At 52.1% G+C, this 19,194-nt stretch carries 13 protein-coding genes and 1 tRNA gene; 8 read left to right on the top strand and 6 right to left on the bottom strand.

Annotated elements, in window-relative coordinates:
- Positions 1 to 75 precede the first annotated feature (75 nt).
- The 6 genes from bluB to phoU all read right to left on the bottom strand — a co-directional run bounded on the left by bluB (position 76) and on the right by phoU (position 6,636).
- Positions 76 to 825 carry a 5,6-dimethylbenzimidazole synthase gene (gene bluB, locus JWG39_RS02985; RefSeq protein WP_205217879.1) on the bottom strand — a complete coding sequence of 250 codons (750 nt, stop codon included), beginning with the start codon at positions 823 to 825 and terminating at the stop codon, positions 76 to 78.
- A 177-nt stretch (positions 826 to 1,002) separates the two neighbouring features.
- Positions 1,003 to 1,878, bottom strand: a complete 876-nt coding sequence (gene pstB, locus JWG39_RS02980) for a phosphate ABC transporter ATP-binding protein PstB (RefSeq protein WP_205217878.1) — start codon at positions 1,876 to 1,878, stop codon at positions 1,003 to 1,005.
- A gap of 343 nt (positions 1,879 to 2,221) precedes the next feature.
- Positions 2,222 to 3,253: a substrate-binding domain-containing protein gene (locus JWG39_RS02975; RefSeq protein WP_205217877.1), complete on the bottom strand. Its 1,032-nt coding sequence runs from the start codon at positions 3,251 to 3,253 to the stop codon at positions 2,222 to 2,224.
- A gap of 13 nt (positions 3,254 to 3,266) precedes the next feature.
- Entirely contained in the window at positions 3,267 to 4,547 is a 1,281-nt protein-coding gene (pstA, locus tag JWG39_RS02970) for a phosphate ABC transporter permease PstA (RefSeq protein WP_240191957.1), read from the bottom strand.
- Positions 4,547 to 5,941, bottom strand: coding sequence for a phosphate ABC transporter permease subunit PstC (pstC, locus tag JWG39_RS02965; RefSeq protein ID WP_205217876.1), 1,395 nt, complete (start codon positions 5,939 to 5,941; stop codon positions 4,547 to 4,549). Before pstC ends, pstA begins: the two co-directional genes overlap by 1 nt.
- Positions 5,942 to 5,961: 20 nt before the next feature.
- Positions 5,962 to 6,636 carry a phosphate signaling complex protein PhoU gene (phoU, locus tag JWG39_RS02960; protein ID WP_205217875.1) on the bottom strand — a complete coding sequence of 225 codons (675 nt, stop codon included), beginning with the start codon at positions 6,634 to 6,636 and terminating at the stop codon, positions 5,962 to 5,964.
- Between the two features lie 267 nt (positions 6,637 to 6,903).
- Here phoU and JWG39_RS02955 point away from each other — a divergent pair, with 267 nt between their 5' ends.
- The 8 genes from JWG39_RS02955 to JWG39_RS02920 all read left to right on the top strand — a co-directional run bounded on the left by JWG39_RS02955 (position 6,904) and on the right by JWG39_RS02920 (position 19,183).
- Complete coding sequence (locus tag JWG39_RS02955; RefSeq protein ID WP_205217874.1) at positions 6,904 to 7,638, top strand: response regulator transcription factor; 735 nt, start codon at positions 6,904 to 6,906, stop codon at positions 7,636 to 7,638.
- On the top strand, positions 7,635 to 9,506 hold the full coding sequence (locus JWG39_RS02950; protein WP_205217873.1) for a sensor histidine kinase: 1,872 nt from the start codon (positions 7,635 to 7,637) through the stop codon (positions 9,504 to 9,506). The genes JWG39_RS02955 and JWG39_RS02950 overlap by 4 nt, the downstream gene beginning before the upstream one ends.
- 21 nt (positions 9,507 to 9,527) lie before the next feature.
- A tRNA-Gly gene (locus tag JWG39_RS02945) sits at positions 9,528 to 9,602 on the top strand.
- A 553-nt stretch (positions 9,603 to 10,155) separates the two neighbouring features.
- Positions 10,156 to 10,401: a hypothetical protein gene (locus JWG39_RS02940; protein ID WP_205217872.1), complete on the top strand. Its 246-nt coding sequence runs from the start codon at positions 10,156 to 10,158 to the stop codon at positions 10,399 to 10,401.
- 192 nt (positions 10,402 to 10,593) lie between these two features.
- On the top strand, positions 10,594 to 10,800 hold the full coding sequence (gene mads1, locus JWG39_RS02935) for a methylation-associated defense system helix-turn-helix domain-containing protein MAD1 (protein ID WP_205217871.1): 207 nt from the start codon (positions 10,594 to 10,596) through the stop codon (positions 10,798 to 10,800).
- Positions 10,800 to 11,897 (top strand): DNA cytosine methyltransferase, encoded by a 1,098-nt coding sequence (locus tag JWG39_RS02930; protein WP_205217870.1) that lies wholly within the window; start codon positions 10,800 to 10,802, stop codon positions 11,895 to 11,897. Before mads1 ends, JWG39_RS02930 begins: the two co-directional genes overlap by 1 nt.
- Positions 11,898 to 11,909: 12 nt before the next feature.
- Positions 11,910 to 15,080 carry a DISARM system SNF2-like helicase DrmD gene (gene drmD, locus JWG39_RS02925; RefSeq protein WP_205217869.1) on the top strand — a complete coding sequence of 1,057 codons (3,171 nt, stop codon included), beginning with the start codon at positions 11,910 to 11,912 and terminating at the stop codon, positions 15,078 to 15,080.
- Between the two features lie 2 nt (positions 15,081 to 15,082).
- On the top strand, positions 15,083 to 19,183 hold the full coding sequence (locus tag JWG39_RS02920) for an Eco57I restriction-modification methylase domain-containing protein (protein WP_205217868.1): 4,101 nt from the start codon (positions 15,083 to 15,085) through the stop codon (positions 19,181 to 19,183).
- Positions 19,184 to 19,194 lie beyond the last annotated feature (11 nt).

The following is a 19,194-nucleotide window of genomic DNA, read 5'->3' as shown; positions in this document are numbered from 1 at the left end:
CCAACCGCGAGGAACAGAGAGAGAGAGTAATATGTGAACTGTTTTTTCATGAATGTGTTATGGCAGGGGTCCGGTCTACTCCCCCTCCTGAGCTGCTGCCGGGAAATCGGCATCTTGTTTCAACTGCTGGAGAATTCCGGCTTCACTGCGCTCGGGCTGGCCGTGCCAGCGGTCGAAGGAAATGAGATTGCGAATGTCCAGGCGGGGAAGCCACCCGTCGTTTTCCAGCTCTGGCTTCTTGAGAAAATGGCTGACATAACCAACGCAGAGATAACCCACCGGTATGACATGGTCGGGAATCTCCAGAATTTCTTTGAGAGTTTCTTCATCGATAATACTTACCCAGCCGACGCCCAGCCCTTCCGCACGGGCGGCCAGCCAGAGATTTTGGATGGTGCAGATACTGGAAGAGGTATCCATGGTATTGGCGGGGTGACGGTTGAATACCACCGAGCTGGTGCGCGTGGTATCGCAGGTAACGCAGATATTGAGCGCACAGTCGAGAATCCCTTTCAGTTTGAAGTTAGAGCGGGCATTCTGCTTTTCTCCAGAAAACATCGTTGCAGCCTCGGCGTGTGCCTGGGCGAACGCTGCATGCACCTTTTGGCGGGTTTCGCTGTTACGGATGAGCAGAAAGTCCCACGGCTGCATAAAACCAGCAGACGGTGCATAGTGAGCGGCATAGAGAATACGGCTCAGAACTTCATCGGGAATTGCAGTATCAAGAAACTGCGTGTGGACATCACGTCGCGAGAAGATCGTTTTATACAGCCCTTTTCGATCCTCTTTGCTGATATTTTGATTTTGCTGTTCAACTTTTTCCATTGTGCTTCTCTTTGGCAAAAATACTAAAGGGGAACGCAGCATGGAGGCACGCTGCACGGGCCGCAACTCACTGAAATACGGGAGGCAGAATAACATAAAAGCGAATTTCGAGAAAGGGGGATATACAGACCCTCCAGAAGGGTGAAAAATTACCTTCTGTCAAAGTGATGCCGCGGTTCAGGTGAGACGGGCAGTAATGTACTTTTCGGTAAGGCGGCTCTCTGGAGTGGTGAATATTCGTGCAGTGAGACCAATCTCAACGAGAAATCCCTTGTGGAAAAAGGCTGTGCGTCGGCTTACCCTCGAAGCCTGCTCTATGGCGTGGGTGACGAGGATGATAGAGTAGCTTTCACTGAGGTTGTTGATCAGGGTCTCAACCTTGCTGGTGGCGATGGGATCAAGCCCGGAGCACGGTTCGTCCATCAGGATAACCTCGGGCTCCACGGCGAGAGTGCGGGCAATGCAGAGGCGCTGTTGCTGGCCGCTGGAAAGTGCCATGGCGGTGCTGGTAAGGCGGTCTTTCACCTCATCCCACAGCCCGGCATTCTGCAGCGAACTGGTGACAATCTCATCCAGCTCACTTCTGCTGGATGCAAGCCCGTGGATGCGGGGCCCGTAGGCAATGTTGTCATAGATCGATTTGGGAAACGGATTCGGCTTCTGAAAGACCATCCCCACTCTCGTGCGCAGGGGCACCACATCCACATTTTCATCGTAGATATTGACTCCATCAAGGGTTATTTCGCCCTGTACGGTACACTCCTCAATACTGTCGTTCATCCGGTTGAGGCAGCGGAGAAAGGTGGACTTGCCACAGCCCGAAGGACCGATAATGGCCAGCACCTCTCTGTGACCGATATCAAGACTTACCTTGTGCAGAGCACACTGTTCTCCGTAGAACACCTCTATCTCCCGGCAGCTGATGAGGGGATCATTAAGAAAGGGCGTGCCACAGGTCTGTCGGTCGTTGTGCTGCAGCATCTCCAGATCAAGATCATCCCCGGCGGAGGAGATGGTGGGAAAGGAGCTGGTTCCGGAACTGTTGGTATCCATGAGGTATCCTGAGCTGGTTATACGGAAGAAGTTGAATGGCTGATGAAAATTTATTCCAGCCATGATTAATACCAATCACATTTTTTACTGACCAGAGAACGCAACTGCGTGGACATCTTTTTTGGCGATTACGAATGGATAAACAGGGTGTAAAATGAGCATAACTTAATAGAAATAGAACAACAGCAATTCTCTGTTTAATTTTAAAGTTTTTTGCCTTTTCCCGTCTCCCGTCTCCCGTCTCCTGCCTCCTGCCTCCTGTCTCCTGTCTCCTGCCTCCTGCCTCCTGTCTCCTGTCTCCCGTCTCCCGTCTCCCGTCTCCTGTCTCCCGTCTCCCTTTTCTTCACTTCTTCTGCATGGATGTAACTCTTTCCCTGTTTATCTGCTGCTCTCTGGCCGAAAGTGGAATCATCCCGCGGTGCGCAAGATAGCCCCGTTTGCCTGATGCCCTCTGTGAAGTAAATTCTTTGAGATAGGCGGGGAGTCCCGAAACCATTGAGCTGTTCTGTTTCTTGACGTAGAGAAACAGTGATCTCGATACGGGGTATTTACCATCGGCAATATTGGCAGGATCGGGGGAAAAGCCGTTGAGGGAGGCGGCCTGCAGGTTCTCCTCATTCTGCTTGAGAAAAGAGAAGCCGAAGATACCGCAGGCATCTGGATTGGTTTTGAGTTTCTGCACAATGAAGGAGTCATTTTCCCCGGCGTTAACCCAGCGGCCATCCTCCCGCATGCGATTGGCGACCTGTTTAAACTCGGCAGGATTCTCTTTTTTCATCTTCCGTAACAGGGGAAAAGTCATCGCCCCCCTTTCCATTACGAGGCTGTCAAAGGCGTCGCGGGTGCCGGAGGTGGGGGGAGGGCCGTAAACATGGATGGTGATATTCGGCAGTGCGGAGTTGATTTGCTGCCAGCGGGAGTAGGGATTGGCGATGAGTCTCTGCCGATTTTCGGGGTCGGGAACCTGCATCGCCAGCGCCAGATAGATATCCTGCAGGGTAAGGTTGAGTTTTGGCCTTGTCCGTGAGGTGGCGAGGACGATGCCGTCCCGGCCGATTTTCATTTTGACGATCTCCGTTACGCCGTTGGCCAGACAGGTGGCCCGTTCTTCGGAGGTCATGAGCCTGGAGGCGTTGGTAATATCGGGATACTGCAGGCCACTGCCAGCGCAGAAACGTTTGAAACCGCTGCCGGAACCGGTTGATTCGATATGTGGCGAGAGGTTGCCAGTGGTCCGGGTGAAATATTCTCCAACCAGTGCGGCGAAAGGATACATCGTGGAGGAGCCGACAATGGAGATGGTTCGCCGCTGACTCTGTGCGAAACAGGGTGTGGCAGAGACCAGCAGAACAAGGAAGAGAATGAAGTTTTTCATAAAGTTGTGACTGTCAGGAGGTGTGTGGATGACTGTTCTCAAATTTTCTGCGCAACCAGAGAACAACGGTGTTCACAATGACCAGAAACAGCATCATGATGACGATCGCGGCTGCGGTTTTTTCGGGAAAGCCCTGTCCCGGATTGTCTGCCCAGAGATAGATCTGCATGGGGAGTACTGTGGCAGGGTCGGTTATTCCGGCAGGAACGTTGCCGACAAAGGCCACCATGCCGAGCATCAGCAGCGGAGCGCACTCGCCAAAGGCCTGGGCAAGCCCCAGAAGGGTTCCGGTGAGAATCCCCGGCATTGCCGCTGGCAGAATGTGGTGCGTAATACTCTGCATCCGTGAGGCACCAAGGGCCAGTGCGGCATCGCACACCGACCGTGGCACAGCAGCAAGGGCATTGCGTGAGGCCATAATGATGGTGGGAAAGGTCATCAGGCTGAGCACCATCCCTGCCACCAGCGGTGTGGCGCGGGGCAGGTGGAACAAGTTGATGAAGACAGCAAGACCCAGCAGGCCGTAGAGAATCGGCGGTACTGCAGCGAGATTGCTGATGGTAACATTAATGGTGGTGGTCAGTCGGTTGCGCGGGGCGAACTCCTGGAGGTAGATCGCCGTTCCCGCGCCGAGGGGAAAGGAGAGTACCAGGGTGATGAACATGGTCAGCAGACTGCCCTTGACCGCACCATAAATTCCAGCCAGTTCCGCCTCAGTGGAATTGGAGGCGGTGAAGAACACCCGGTTGAAATGACGTTTGATACGTCCCTCAGCGTTCAACTGGTCATACCACTTGAGCTGGAGCCTGCTGAGCCGACGCAGCCGCTCGGGCGTTGTCCGATCAAATTTTCCCTTGCGCAGCATGTCGATGTCGGCGTTCGCGGGGAGCCAGAGCTGTTCGACAGTTCCGATCCGTTTCGGGTTGGAATCCACCATTCGCTGCAGCTGCCAGGCGGCACCGGGGCTCATCATCCCCAGCAGATCTGCTTTCTCCCCGGGATCGGTTACGCCGGGAATTACCCGGGCCAGTGCCTGTGCAACCAGAAGGTCGTAGTTGGCCCGATCGATATTTTCGTCACTGAAAGCGGTCTCCTCAAAATGAACCGGCAGCCTGATACAGCTCTGGGTAAAGGCTGGCAGGCTGGTATAGAGAATGGCGAGAAAGATCAGGCCGATGGTAGAAAAAGAGGCAAGAACGGCGAGACGCCCGGCGAGGAGAAACAGGCGGTCACGCCGATACCTGCGACGCAGAGCAGTGGATGGCCTGAGCAGGGACATCTTCTCTCTTGCCATTACATTCCCTCCTGATATCGGGCGTGATATCGCCGGACGATATGCAGCGCGATAATATTGACCGTGAGAGTAAAAAGAAAAAGCAGCAGACCGAGAGCAAAGGCGGCGAGGGTACTCGGGGTATTGAACGTGCCTGCTCCACCGACCAGATTAACCATCTGTACCGTGACCGTGGTGGCCGATTTCAGTGGATTAAAGCTGAAGTTGCCAGCCATACCTGCTGCCATCACGACGATCATGGTTTCTCCCGCCGCCCGCGACAGGGCGAGAAGCAGAGAGCCGATAATACCCGGCATGGCCGCTGGCAGCACTATATGGAGAATCGTTTCGCTGCGGGTGGCCCCGAGTCCGCGGGAGCCTTCACGGAGTCTTTTTGGTACGGCGTGGATGGCATCATCAGAGAGGGATGAGATGTAGGGAATGATCATGATGCCGATCACCACTCCTGCCGCGAGGGCGGATTCGGTGGAAGTCTCTACGTCAAGCAGCAGACCCAGGCGGCCGATGAAGGGACCGACAGCAAAGACGGCAAAAAAACCATAGACAACGGTGGGGATTCCAGCGAGTGTTTCGAGGATCGGCTTAAGCACTTGTCTGCGCCTGCTGCTGGCGTATTCCGAGAAATAAATGGCCGTCAACAGTCCCGTGGGCACGGCAATAAGCATGGCAGTCAGGGTAATCATCAGAGTTCCACCGATTACCGGCAGGGCACCGAAATGGCCGCTGGCACCAACCTGCCCGGCGTGCATGGCTGTCTGAGGACTCCATGTATGCCCGAAGAAAAACTCCACAGGGGAGACAAACTGGAAAAAGCGGAAGGTCTCCATTGCCACCGAGGCAATAATGGCGAAGGTAGTGAAGATTACTATCCCCGTGCAGGCCGCAAGGATTCCCCGCATGAATTTTTCCATTGCCAGGCGGGCAGGCAGGGTAGAATCGATTTTCTTCAGGAAAAGTCCGGCGGAAAGTGTGCCGATCAGGAGAGATCCCGCCCAGCCCAGCCTGAGAGTAAACACGGTGAGCTGTTTGAGCTGCCAGCCGGCCTGAACAATGGCAGAGGCGTTGCTGCCGGGGGCAGACGGGTTTACCGAGGTGTGGATAATCACCTGTCTCAGCAGTTTTGCCTGCTCCTCCGGGAGAATGCGCAGCTGTTCCGGCAGGCTGTTCCACACGAAGTGCATGGCGATGTTATCGGCGAAGAGGGCAGTAAGACCTGCGAGAATAAAGGCCGGAACAGCGAAACGCAGCGCCATATAGCTGCCGTAGTGCCGGGGTAGAGAATGCAGTTTGCGCAACCCGCCGCTGCGGGCCGCAATCCGCAAAGCACGCATGCGTCCGAGTTGAAAGGCAATGCTCGTCAAAAGAGTCAGAAGGAGAAATATATAAAGGCTCATAGAGCTGAAATCACCGTGGCTCAGGGAAATCTGGTAACTTTGCCTTCCACCAGATAGATAACCTCTTCAGCAATATTAACGGCGCGGTCGGCGATACGTTCAAGGTGCTGGGCGAGAATATATGTATTGAGATACACCCCGGGATGCTGCGGACAGTTTTTCAACGCTTCGGTGACCATTTCGTAACACTGATTCCGGGCGTTATCGACGTCTTCATCTTTGTCGAAAATGGCGCGCGCCAGTTCCGCATTCCGGTTAATGAGACTGTCAATGCTTCTTCTCAGTATAACCCGAACCCGGTCAGACATATCAGTAAAATCAAAAGGCAGGTCTTCGCCGCTGCCGCCGATACGCATGATAAGCATGATGCGCATGGCAATATTGACGGTGATGTCGGAGATACGCTCCAGCTCGCGGTTAATCTTGATGACTGAAATAAGAAAGCGCAGGTCAGTGGCGAAAGGCTGGTGAAGCGCAAGAATTCGGATACACAGCCCTTCAATTTTCACCTCAAGCTCATCCACCTCGTCATCCCCGTCGATCAGTGACTCTATCAGCGTCGGATCAGGGCTGGCGATGAGCTGAGTGGCCTCCTGCACGCGTTCCTCAACCATGGTGCTGAGTTTGAGAAACTCCTTGTTAAGATTGGTCAGTTCCTGATCGAGAGGGGCGGGGTGAGATGAACGTGTAGTCATAATGTACCATGTGCAACAGTAAAGGGCAGAATTGCCAGGTCAGCAATCAAGCATAAAGGAACCTAGAAAATAGAGCTCGAATATTACAGTGTTGTCAGCATAATGTTAAGATAGAGTTACAAACGAGTCGAGGGGCTTGCAGTCATCTGTAAAATGTTTCACCATGTTTCTGCATAATTCTGCATGTCGGGTGACATCTATTCTGAAGAGATTGAACGCCTGATGCAACCATGTATCAAAAGGGTACGCAAAAGAGGAAAATAAGCTATGGCCAAGGCAAACATACTTGTCGTTGAGGATGACGCGGATATACAGCAGCTGGTGAGTTACAACCTCATCAGAGCAGGCTTTCACGTCACCTGTGCCGACAGCGGGGAGGAGGCGCTGGAGCGATTGCGCAGCGAAGAGATTGACTGCGTACTGCTTGACCTCATGCTTCCCGGAATGAGCGGTATGGACGTGTGCAGGACCATGCGCAAATCTGAAGCCGTCAGTTTGAAACCCATCTCCGTGATCATGCTCACCGCCATGGGCGAGGAGGAGGATATGATCAAAGGTTTCAACTGCGGTGCTGACGATTATATCACAAAACCCTTCAGTCCAAAAATTCTTATTGCCCGGGTCAAGGCAGTGGTGAAACGCTCGGTGCAGGCTTCTGCGGAGAGTGCCGGGGAGAACTCGAAGGAGGTTATTACAGTGGATAAACTGCAGATCGACAAGCGCCGCCATGAGGTCATCCTGGCCGGTGCACCGCTGCAGCTTACCATCACCGAGTTTTCCATTCTCGTACTGCTCGCCGGCAGACCGGGCTGGGTTTTTTCCCGTCAGCAGATCATCGATTCTGTACGCGGCTATGATTTTCTTATTACCCCGAGGGCTATTGATGTGCAGATATTCGGCCTGCGCAAAAAAATGGGTGACAGCGGCTGCCTCATTGAAACCGTCCGGGGTATCGGCTATCGCTACAGTTCTGCCCGGAGAGAGGAGTGTGACGGCGCATGACCCCGAGACGGCTTCTCTGGCATATTTTCCCTGCCAATGTCCTGACTATTTTTGTGGCTGTCGGTCTGGTTCTCTGGTGCGGCGCGGTCGCGCTGCATGATTTTCATCTGCACAGCACTGAAGACGACCTTGAGGCGCAGGCGGTTATGGCGCGTTCTCAGGTGCGTGATTTTGTGGTCAGCGGGAAGATCCAGTCCCTGCGCCGCTGGGTACGCACTGTTGGTCGGGAGACGGGCAGCCGTATCAGTGTCATTGCCCCGAATGGCGTGGTTCTGGCGGATTCTGAGGAAAATCCGGATGTTATGGAACTGCACAATACCCGCGCCGAGGTCGTCGCCGCCCTTGAGGGCAGGGTGGGACGGGCGATTCGCTACAGCAAAACCCTCGGTGAGGAGAGACTCTATGTTACTCTGCCGGTCCCTGCGGCGGGGGAGGGAAAACTCTGCTGTGTGCTGCGCCTGTCCAGGCCCCTTTCCTCACTCAACAAGGGCATTTCAGCGGTTATTCTCCCGGTCATCCTCGTCTCCCTTGCAGTGATGTTCCTGGCCGCACTTGTCACCTGGTTTATTTCCCGTAATATCAGCAGACCGCTTGAGAAGATGACCCGCTGTGCCGAGGCCTTTGCCGATGGTAATTTCCACGAACAGCTGCAACTGCTCCCGGGACGCGGTGCGGCGGAGGAGGTGGTTACACTCTCCAGTGCCATGGCCCGCATGGGTGCACTGCTTGATGAAAAGATTCAGGACATCGTCACCCATCACAACCAGCTCTCCACAATGTTTTCCAGCATGGTTGAGGCGGTGGTTGCCATAGACAATGAGGAACGGATTATCAGCCTGAACGAGGCTGCCGGGGATCTCTTCGGCGTGGAGTACAGCACCGCCGACGGTCGCTTGATGCAGCAGGTGGTGCGCCATGTCGGTCTGCAGCAGATGATCTCGAAGACACTGGTGAGCCGGGAGGCACAGGAAGAGGAGGTCAGTCTGCATGACGACAGTGGTGTGCGCTGCCTGCAGGCCAGTGTGGTGAGCCTCAGTGACGGGCAGCACCATCATGTCGGGGTGCTTGTCGTGCTCAACGATGTTACCCGGCTGCGACGGCTGGAGGAGATCCGGCGAGACTTTGTTGCCAATGTTTCCCATGAACTGCGCACGCCGGTGACCTCCATCCAGGGGTATGTCGAAACCCTGCTCGACGGTGCGCTGGATGACCGGGAAAATGCCGAACATTTCCTCAGAGTTGTGCTTCGCCAGGCACAGCGGCTGACGGCAATCTTTGATGATCTGCTGGCGCTGTCGCGTATTGAAGACAGCTCCAGCGAAGGGACAATTGTCAGACAACCCGGTGAATTGCGGCCGGTCGTTGAAGAGGCACTGCAGACCTGTCAGTTGAAGGCTGAAGAGAACGGGGTTGAGCTGAAATATACCTGTCCGAACGGTATTGAGATGATTATGAACCGCACTCTTCTCGTGCAGGCGCTGGTCAACCTGATTCTCAATGGTATCACCAGTGCACGGGAGGGTTTTGTGGCAGTGGATGTGAAGAAGTGCTGTGGTACAGAGGGTGAGGAGATTCTCCTGCAGGTGACGGATAACGGTATTGGTATCGGCAGGGAGCATCTTGACCGGATCTTCGAGCGATTCTACAGGCCGGACAAGGCACGCAGTCGAAAATTCGGCGGTACGGGTCTCGGCCTTGCCATTGTCAAACATATCGTACAGGCCCATAACGGCCGGGTCGGGGTGGAAAGCGTGAAAGGCGAGGGGACGACTTTCACGCTCATCTTCCCGGGAGCAGCGACGGAGAGGAAAGACCTTGTACAGAGTTCAGAAAAGGACTGGACAGAAGAGGGGAAATTGAGTAATTAAAAGTGCTCACAGTAGATCTTTGCGGGAATAACTCAGTGGTAGAGTGTCAGCTTCCCAAGCTGAAGGTCGCGAGTTCGAATCTCGTTTTCCGCTCCAGTAATATCAGGCACTTACAGAATATTTTCTGTGGGTGCCTTTTTTTGTTCTTTGCACCCGGACCATTGAGCAGGTGGACGCTCATACCATTTACATTTTTTATTGACCAGAGAATGCGGCTGCGTGGACATTTTGTTGGGTGATCACGAATGGATAAACAGGATCTAAAATTGTTCTCTGTATTCAAGGGGGTTCGGTTGTTTTGACCTCTTTTCAAAACCCCACCAGCCGACAGGCTATAATCCTCATGAAACATTACCCGTTGGCTCACCCGGGGCCGCGAAACCGACAGCCGTAACAGTCTCCTGCCTCTTGCTGCATCATCATTGGAAGTATCAACAATACCATCTTTAGCGCCGATTATTTGTTTTCGAGACTTGGCCTGCCGCGCTATGCCGAGGTAGACAGAGATCTTTTTTCAGGCAGCACGGTAATTGGCACCATCAAACGTGCTGAACTTGAGCAGTTGCTTTTCAATTACATTGACAGGTTTATTTTTGGGCAAAATTCTTTGTCCTTTTTTTGAAATCTTCAGGATTTATGGTGGGAATATATGATGCGAAAAAACAGTCCTCAATTGCAAGGCTGGGATTTGAACCACGGGGAACTGATGACCTTCGCCAATCCGGGTTTCGATCTGTCGCCCATCAATCGGCTGGAGACATTCAATCTAAATGGCTGCAGCATGTACCAGATGGCTCTGTTAGCGATTGGAAGCTTAAATTTCCTGCACGCTTGCTGGACATATTATGGCTTTGATCATCTTTTTCGGGGTTATGTTTACCTCAGTGGATACTGAGGCGGCAATAAAATCTTCTAAGTTCTTCTAAATTCGGCTAAATCCGGGAATAAAGCTTGGTTTTTTCATTTCATCTATATATCTTTAACCCTGTTTAACCTAATGCAGCCGGATTGCGCCTATCTGGGATGCTTTCCGGTCAACTACCTGGTGAGCCTTTAGGCGGCCCTCAAAAGAATGATGGAGGCGAAAATGGAAGACAGATGGCTATCCGTAGATGAAATTGGAGACTATCTCGGAATCAAGCGAGATACGGTCTATAAATGGATAAGTGAAAAAGGTATGCCTGGCCATAAAATCGGCCGTCTTTGGAAATTTAAAAAAGATCAAGTGGATAAATGGGTGGAAAGCGGTGCCGCTGAAACATCCTTTTCTAATGATAGTGAGGAAAAGAAATAATGGGTAGTAAGGGCGTAAATAAAAAAGAGACTGTTTCATTGCACTCAATATGTGCAGTGGATTTGTTTTGCGGTGCCGGAGGATTGACTCATGGGCTCGAAAAATCAGGTATAGCCGTCAATCTTGGTATTGATATTGATCCGGCCTGTAAATACCCATATTCAGCAAACAACAACGCCAGCTTTCTCCTGAAATCCGTCGATGATGTAGAAGCCTCCGAACTACTTGGTGCATACAACGGCTCCCGACTGAAACTTCTGGCAGGTTGTGCACCTTGTCAGACCTTTTCTTCATATAATCAAAAGGCTGACTCGTCTGACAAACGCTGGTGGCTGCTCCTTCAATTTTCACGTTTGATTCGAGAGACAGAGCCTGAACTGGTGACCATGGAAAACGTACCCGGGTTGATGGATCAGGATGTTTTCAAGGAATTCGTTGCCGACTTGAAAGCTCGGGGCTATCACGTTGATTATCAGGTCGTTAATTGTGCTGAGTATGGGTTACCGCAGCAACGGAACCGTTTGGTATTGCTCGCTTCGCAATTGGGTTCAATCAAATTGCTAAGCCCGAAGGAATTCAAGAAAAAGACCAAAACCGTCAAGGAGGCTATCGGCAAGTTGCCTTCGATTGAAGCGGGAGCGATTGACTCTAAAGATCCATTGCATCAAAGTTCCAGCCTTTCCAAAACCAACTATCAGCGCATACTTGTTTCCACGCCTGGTGGAACGTGGCGGGATTGGCCCGAGGAACTGGTTGCCGATTGTCACAAGAAGAAAAGCGGAAAGACCTACCGGAGTGTTTATGGACGTATGCGTTGGAATGAACCGGCTCCGACCATAACTACTCAGTTTTTCGGTTTCGGAAACGGCCGATTTGGCCACCCCGAACAAAATAGGGCAATCTCTCTGCGTGAAGGTGCGATACTCCAGAGTTTCCCCAAGAAATACAAATTTACGGCTCCCGGCGAGCCTATCAGCAAAAAGGTGCTCGGTCGGCTTATCGGGAATGCAGTTCCTGTGCAGCTTGGGGAACTCATTGGAAAAAGCATTTTGAAACATGTGACGGAGTACAACCTTTCCGTCTGTGATGAAGTATAGACGGAGAGCACCATGTTGAAAAAATTTGAGAAAGAAAAAGAATTTCAAGGAGTCTCTTCCGTCGTCCCGGAGCCTGGTCAACTTGTCGAAGTGAGAAGGCGTCAGTGGGTCGTCAGTGATGTCCAGGGGCAGTCATTTGAAGCCAGAGGTAAACAACATATCGTCACGCTGTCTTCACTGGATGAAGATTCACCAGGCGAAGAGTTGCAGGTCGCCTGGCAGATAGAACCCGGAGCCCAGATTCTCGAAAAGGCAGGGATGCCTCGTATTACCGGAATCGACTCCGAAGACAAATCGGATGCTTTTTTGGATGCCGTTCGCTGGGGTGCAGTGACGAATGCCGACAGGTCTTTCCTGCAGGCCCCGTTCCGGAGTGGAATAACCATAGAAGATTACCAGCTCGACCCATTGGTGCGAGCTATCGACATGGCGCGTGTCAATCTGTTGATAGCGGATGATGTTGGTCTGGGTAAAACCATCGAAGCTGGTCTCGTTGTACAGGAACTCCTTGTTCGACACCGAGCGAGAACGGTTTTCATTGTGTGCCCGGCATCTCTACAGGTCAAATGGCAGGTCGAGATGTGGGAAAAGTTCGGGTTGGAATTTCGAATTGTAGATACCGATTACATCAAACAGTTGCGCCGTGAACGCGGCATACACGCCAACCCCTGGACTTCATTCCCAAGGCTCATCACTTCCATGGACTGGATGAAGAGTGGTGAAGGGCTTCGATTGGTCAAGAACTGCTTGCCTCCAACTATTACCTATCCACGAAAGTTCGACATCCTGATTATTGATGAAGCACACAATGTCGCACCTTCGACCGCCTCGAAATATGCCCTCGAAAGCCAGAGGACCCGTTTGATCAGGACTATCGCGCCGCATTTCGAACATAAGTTGTTTTTGAGTGCCACTCCGCACAATGGCTATCAGGAATCGTTCACCTCTCTTTTGGAATTACTGGATGACCAGCGCTTTGCACGATCCGTCATGCCGGACGAAAAACAGTTGCAACGTGTGATGGTGAGACGGCTCAAGACAGACCTCGTTGATGCGGATGGAAATCCGTTGTACCCGAAAAGGCGTTTGATGCCTTTGGAAATCGAATATTCGAAAGAAGAACATGAAATCCATGACCTTCTAAGACAATTCACGGCTTCTCGAGCAATGAGTGTTAAAGGCAGTTCTTTCAGGTATGGATCTGATTTCGTTCACAAGTTACTGAAGAAACGCCTTTTCTCGTCTCCTCTGGCTTTCGCCGGAACGCTGGCCAAACACCGGGAGAGTCTGGAACGGCCCAGATCGAAACAAAAGACCGGTGTTATGGATGACAAGATCCTCAAGAAAGCTATCCTTAAGGCGGAAGAGGATTTTGCCAATGATCAGCTTTATGAAGCGGCTCAATACGAAGCGGTGGAAGCCGCCGGTGAGCTGTCTGTTCCCCTTGATCAGGAACAACGGCAGATGCTCGACAAACTGACGGCATGGGCTGAAAAAACGAAAAACAGGATGGATGCCAAAGCCATCGCCATCGTCGACTGGCTTGAGACTTACTTGAAGACGGATGGGCAATGGAACGGAAAACGAGTAATTCTCTTTACAGAATTCCGTGCGACTCATGTCTGGATGGAACAAATCCTGACCTCTCATGGATTCGGTGGAGAACACCTGATGCTGATGCATGGGGGTGTCGATCAGAAAGATCGTGAAAAAATCAAGGCCGCCTTTCAGGCACATCCAGACATATCACCCGTTCGCATTCTCCTGGCAACTGATGCGGCCTCCGAAGGTATCGACCTGCAGAATTACTGTAATTACATGATTCATATCGAAATTCCATGGAATCCGAACGTCATGGAACAGAGGAACGGTCGAATTGACCGACACGGCCAGAAGGAATCCGAGGTCTTCATCTGGCATCCTGTGGGAAAAGGTTTCGAGTCGAACACGTCGATCTATTCGAAAAAGGTCGGTCAGATAGAAGGTGACCACGAATATTTGATGAGAGCGGTGCTCAAGATTGATACCATCCGGGAGGACCTTGGAAGTGTCGGCCCGGTCATCGCCCAGCAAATAGAAGAAGCCATGCTGGGCAAAAGAACAGTTCTTGATACGACCGATGCCGAAGCCAAGGCCGCAAAGGCAAGAAAATACGTTGCCGCCGAACGGCGCCTTCAAGAAAAGATAGGCAAGCTGCATGAAAGGCTCATGGAGGCGAAAACCGACTTCCATCTTTCTTCCGAGCATGTTTATAGAGCCGTTTCCATTGCATTGGAGCTTGCAGAAAAGCCACCTCTAAAACCGGCCACTCTGCCCGGAACATCTGATGGCAGCGTTTGGGAGGTTCCAGTTCTGCCCGGTTCGTGGGGACGTGCCACAGCGGGGCTGGAGCATCCACACACGGGTGAAAGGAGACCGATAACCTTCGATCACGAAGTTGCCAAAGGCCGCGACGATGTTGTCCTGGCCCACCTGAACCATCGACTGGTCCAGATGTGCCTTCGGCTCTTGCGGGAAGAACTCTGGAAACTGGATGACGTGAAAAAACTTCACCGGGTGAGTGTCAAGGCCGTTCCCGACAAGGAACTGGAAACGCCTGCCGTGCTTGTCTGGTCCCGTCTGGTCATCACCGGAGGTGACCATCACCGCCTGCACGAAGAGATAACGATCTCGGGTGGTGAACTCAAACACACCGGGTTTACGAGAATTCCCCAACAAGGCCGACTGCAGGATTTATTGAACAAGGCTGTGGCGTTTGACCCGAAAAGCGGTTTTTTGGACATCCTGACCGAGCGCTTCGAAAAACAGGAAAGTTCCATTCGTGCCACTCTGGAAGCCCGTTCGAAAGACAGGCTTCGTTTCCTTGAAAACACCTTGGGTCGCAGGAAAGATGGTGAGATTGACGATTTGATGAATGTCCTCGGTGAACTCGAAAGGACGATCCACAATGAATTGAAGGATGATGCCCTCCCGAAGCAGATGGTTCTTCCCGGATTCGAACCGGAAGAACGCAACCAGATTCGAAAGGATATCGAAGCGCTTCGGATACGACTCGCACGAATCCCTGAAGAGCGAGAGCTGGAAAAAGCGGCAATAGAGAAACGTTACGCAGGATTAACTGACCGAACCTTTCCGGTAGCCGTGGTCTTTCTTGTGCCTGAGTCACAAAAGGGAGGCTGCTGAGAATGAAATACATGTCACAACATAACGAGTGGCTCTCAATGATCGAAGTGTCCGGTCCTTTTCTGGCGTTATCCGTGCTGGAAAAGATATTCCCTCAGGGACTGGAGTCACTGGAAAATTATAGAAAGAAACGACTTTGGTCTGCTTATGACGAGTGGTGTGACGCTGTGGAAGAAGGCGATCCGCAGCTACCCGAACTACATCGGGCCTGGAATGAACTGGTGCTCAGGGAGCTGCTGGAATACGAAGATGCGGTTTTGCAGCCAGCGAAGAATGATTTCATCTACAAGTCTATTGACGGAGATGGACAGTTTTCACCTGACTTCGTTTTACGGCCAGAGAGTGGCGGCGATCCAATGCTGTTCGTGTCTATCCTTCCGGAAGGGACGGATCTGGAAAAAGTGAAGGTCGGAGACGGCTGGCCCGTTCCTCTTTTCGAGCGTATGACATTGCTCTGCCGGAACAACGGCGTTCGGCTGGGTCTCATTACCAACGGTGAGCGTTGGATGATCGTGAATGCCCCTGTTGGTAACACCTCTTCCCATATTTCGTGGTATGCCCGCCTCTGGTTTCAGGAGCCCGTGACGCTGAAAGCGTTTCAGTCGCTGTTGAGTGTTCGCCGATGGTTTGGTCCCAAAGAGGAAACCCTTCCTGCCATGCTCGAAGATTCCCTTCAGCATCACGAAGAAGTCACGGACACCCTCGGTGAACAGGTCAAGCGTGCTGTCGAAGTGCTCGTGCAATGTCTGGACAAGGCTGATCAGGACAGAAATCGGGAGCTCCTTCATGACGTTCCGCCAGCGGAACTGTACGAAGCAGGGTTGACCGTAATGATGCGGCTGGTTTTCGTATTGTGCGCAGAAGAACGAGGTCTTTTGCTGCTTGGTGATTCGATTTACGATCAGTATTACGCGATCAGTACGATACGTGGGCAGCTGGCCGAAGAGGCTGACCAGCACGGCTATGAAGTGCTGGAAAGAAGGCACGATGCCTGGACACGACTGCTTGCCGTGTTCAGGGCCGTTTATGGCGGAATTGAACACGAATCATTGCGGATGCCCGCACTGGGAGGCTCGCTATTTGACCCAGACCGGTTCCCATTTCTCGAAGGCAGGAGCAAAGGAACACACTGGCTTGACACACCAGCTCAGCCTATCCCCATTGATAATCGAACCGTGTTGCTGCTTCTCGAAGCGTTGCAGGTCCTGGAGCAACGAGGCGGAGCGCTACTGCTCTCCTACAAGGCATTGGACGTGGAACAGATTGGCCATGTCTATGAAGGTCTCTTGGAACATACCGTCCGAAGATTGCCAAAGGATACCCTGGGACTCTTCGGCTCCCAGAAGGCGAAGAATCCCAATATCGCGCTGGCCGAACTCGAATCGGCCCAACTGGATGGTGACGAAGCGCTGATATCCATCATCGAAACCACAACACTGAGAAGCAGGAGCGCCATTTCAAAAGCGCTGGCGAAAGAGGTCGATGATGCTACCTTCGGCAAGATCGTCACGGTCTGTGGTGGTGACATGGAACTGGCCAAGCGACTGAAACCGTTTGCCCATCTCTTGAGGTCCGATGCATGGGGCGACTTTATCGTTTACCGGGCTAACTCTTTTGCCGTCACTCTTGGTGCAGATAGAAGGGAAACCGGCACGCATTACACGCCGAAATCCCTGACAGAAAGTATCGTCGAGACCACTCTCGAACCGGTGGTCTACGTCGGTCCGGCAGAAGGAAAACCTCGTGATGAATGGAAGCTGAAGTCGTCATCCGAATTGTTGAGTCTGAAGATCTGCGATCCCGCCATGGGCTCCGGGGCCTTTCTCGTTCAGGTCTGCCGCTGGCTCTCCGAACGGTTGGTCGAAGCGTGGGGCAAGGAAGCAGGCCAAGGAAAATTTATTACGGTGGATGGTGTTACTCTGGAATCGGCTGGAAGTGCCGAGCCTATGCCCGATTCACTGGATGAGCGGTTATTGATTGCCCGTCGCCTGGTGGCGGAAAAATGTCTGTATGGTGTTGACCTCAATCCGCTGGCCGTGGAGCTGGCCAAGCTTTCCATCTGGCTGATCACGCTGGCCAAGGGAAGACCCTTTGGCTTTCTCGGCCACAACCTGCATTTCGGCGACAGCCTGCTCGGACTGCACAAGTTGGAGCAGTTGACCAAATTTTCGCTGCATCCGGAAAAAAAACAGACCATATCCATGTTCGCTTCCAGTATTGAAGCGGCGGTCAAGGATGCACTTGCACTTCGCAAACAGCTCCGGGAAACCCCAATTCGGGATATCCGGGACGTTCAATACATGGAGCGATTGGACCAGCAGGCTCGGCAGAAACTGGAACATATCGAACACATTGCCGATGCCATGATCGGTGAAGCTTTGGCCTCCGGTGGTAACAAGCGAGTGCTGGATAGTGCCATGGACAACCTTTCTACTTGGGCAGCCGCCTATATCGAAGGTGATAATGAGACCGGCCGGAAGATCATTGCTGAGGCGAGAAAATCACTTTCTATAGACATTCCGGCAGGCAAGCCATCACGGAAGCCCTTTCATTGGGCACTGGAATTCCCGGAGGTGTTCGAACGGGGTGGATTTGATGGGATTGTTGGAAATCCACCATTTCTCGGTGGGCGTCGAATTCGAGGTGTGCTTAGCGGCAGCTACCTTGTTTGGTTGACCAAAACTCTATATCCAGGTAGCAGTGGGAACGCTGATCTGTGTGCCTACTTTTTCCTTAGGGTTTGCGATTTTCTGAAAACAAGCGGCAGTGCAGGGCTACTCGCAACGAACACGATTTGTCAGGGAGATACCAGAGACGTTGGATTGGCTCGTATTATCGCAGGTGGACTCCGCATTTACAGGGCCAAACGAAGCGAACGTTGGCCTGGTTCAGCCAGTTTGGAAATTTCGCATGTCTGGTTGCGGAAAGGGCCTTGGCAGGGAGAAACTCTGTTAGACGGATTGCCAGTTACGGGCATTACCTCTTTTTTGTCAGATAAAGACGTCGTGTCAGGTGAGCCATTTACATTGATTGCGAGCAGTGATTTGTCGTTCCAGGGCTCAATAGTACTTGGGATGGGTTTTATACTATCTCCTGAAGAAGCAAACGTCTTGATTACCCAAAACAAGAAGAACAAAGACGTCATTTTTCCGTACTTGGATGGTGACGATCTGAATTCGTCGCCTGAGCAGACTGCGCGCAGGTGGGTAATCAATTTTCGGGATTGGCCACTTAATCGAAAGGATGCGCCACTTGGATACGAAGGTCCAGTTGCCTCCAACTATCCCGATTGCTTAGCGATAATTAAGCAGCGGGTCAAAGAAGACCGGCTTGGCCGGTCTTCGTCCGTCGCAAAGGCCGCCTGGTGGCAGTTCTGGAGGTCTCGTGTAAATCTATATCGAAAAATTGCAGAGTTAGATAGGGTTGTTGTAACCGCAAGGGTGAGTCCCAGTAATTCAGTTGCAATGTTGCCTCCCGACTACGTCTTCCATGAGAAGATAATTGTTTTCCCGGTTCAAAGTGCCTCGTTCTTTACTTTCCTTCAAAGTAGTTTCCATTGGGAATGGGCTCGACATTATACTTCGACACTTGGGGCAACTACGCTTAATTATTCTCCAACTGATTGTTTTCAAACGCTTGTCATTCCTCCGCAGTCAGTACTAACGGAGTCTGCTGGTGAGGTGTATTCTACGGTTCGCTCGACTATAATGCGGAAACGTTCGGTTGGACTTACAGATATCCAGAACCTGTTGAGTAATTCTGATGAAACATCAATGGACATCCGGAAACTTAGAGATCTCCATGTTCAACTTGATGAGGCAGTCGCAAGTGCATACGGCTGGGATGATCTGGATCTCGGCCATGGATTCTACGAAACGAAGCAAGGCATCCGCTTCACTATCTCCGAAGAAGCCCGGCGTGAAGTTCTGCAACGCCTGCTCAAGCTGAATCACGAACGCTACGAAGAAGAGGTCGCCCAAGGGCTACACGACAAAAAAAAGAAGACCTCGACTCCCCACAAAAAGAAAAAATCCCCGGCCAAAGACGATGGCAATTTAGATTTGTTCAATTTCATGAACGTCTCTCCAAAGGGGTCGAAATAATATGGAGAATA

Source organism: Desulforhopalus vacuolatus, assembly GCF_016918505.1.
In the GTDB taxonomy this organism is placed as follows: domain Bacteria; phylum Desulfobacterota; class Desulfobulbia; order Desulfobulbales; family Desulfocapsaceae; genus Desulforhopalus; species Desulforhopalus vacuolatus.
This window is presented reverse-complemented; position numbering and strand designations above follow the sequence as displayed.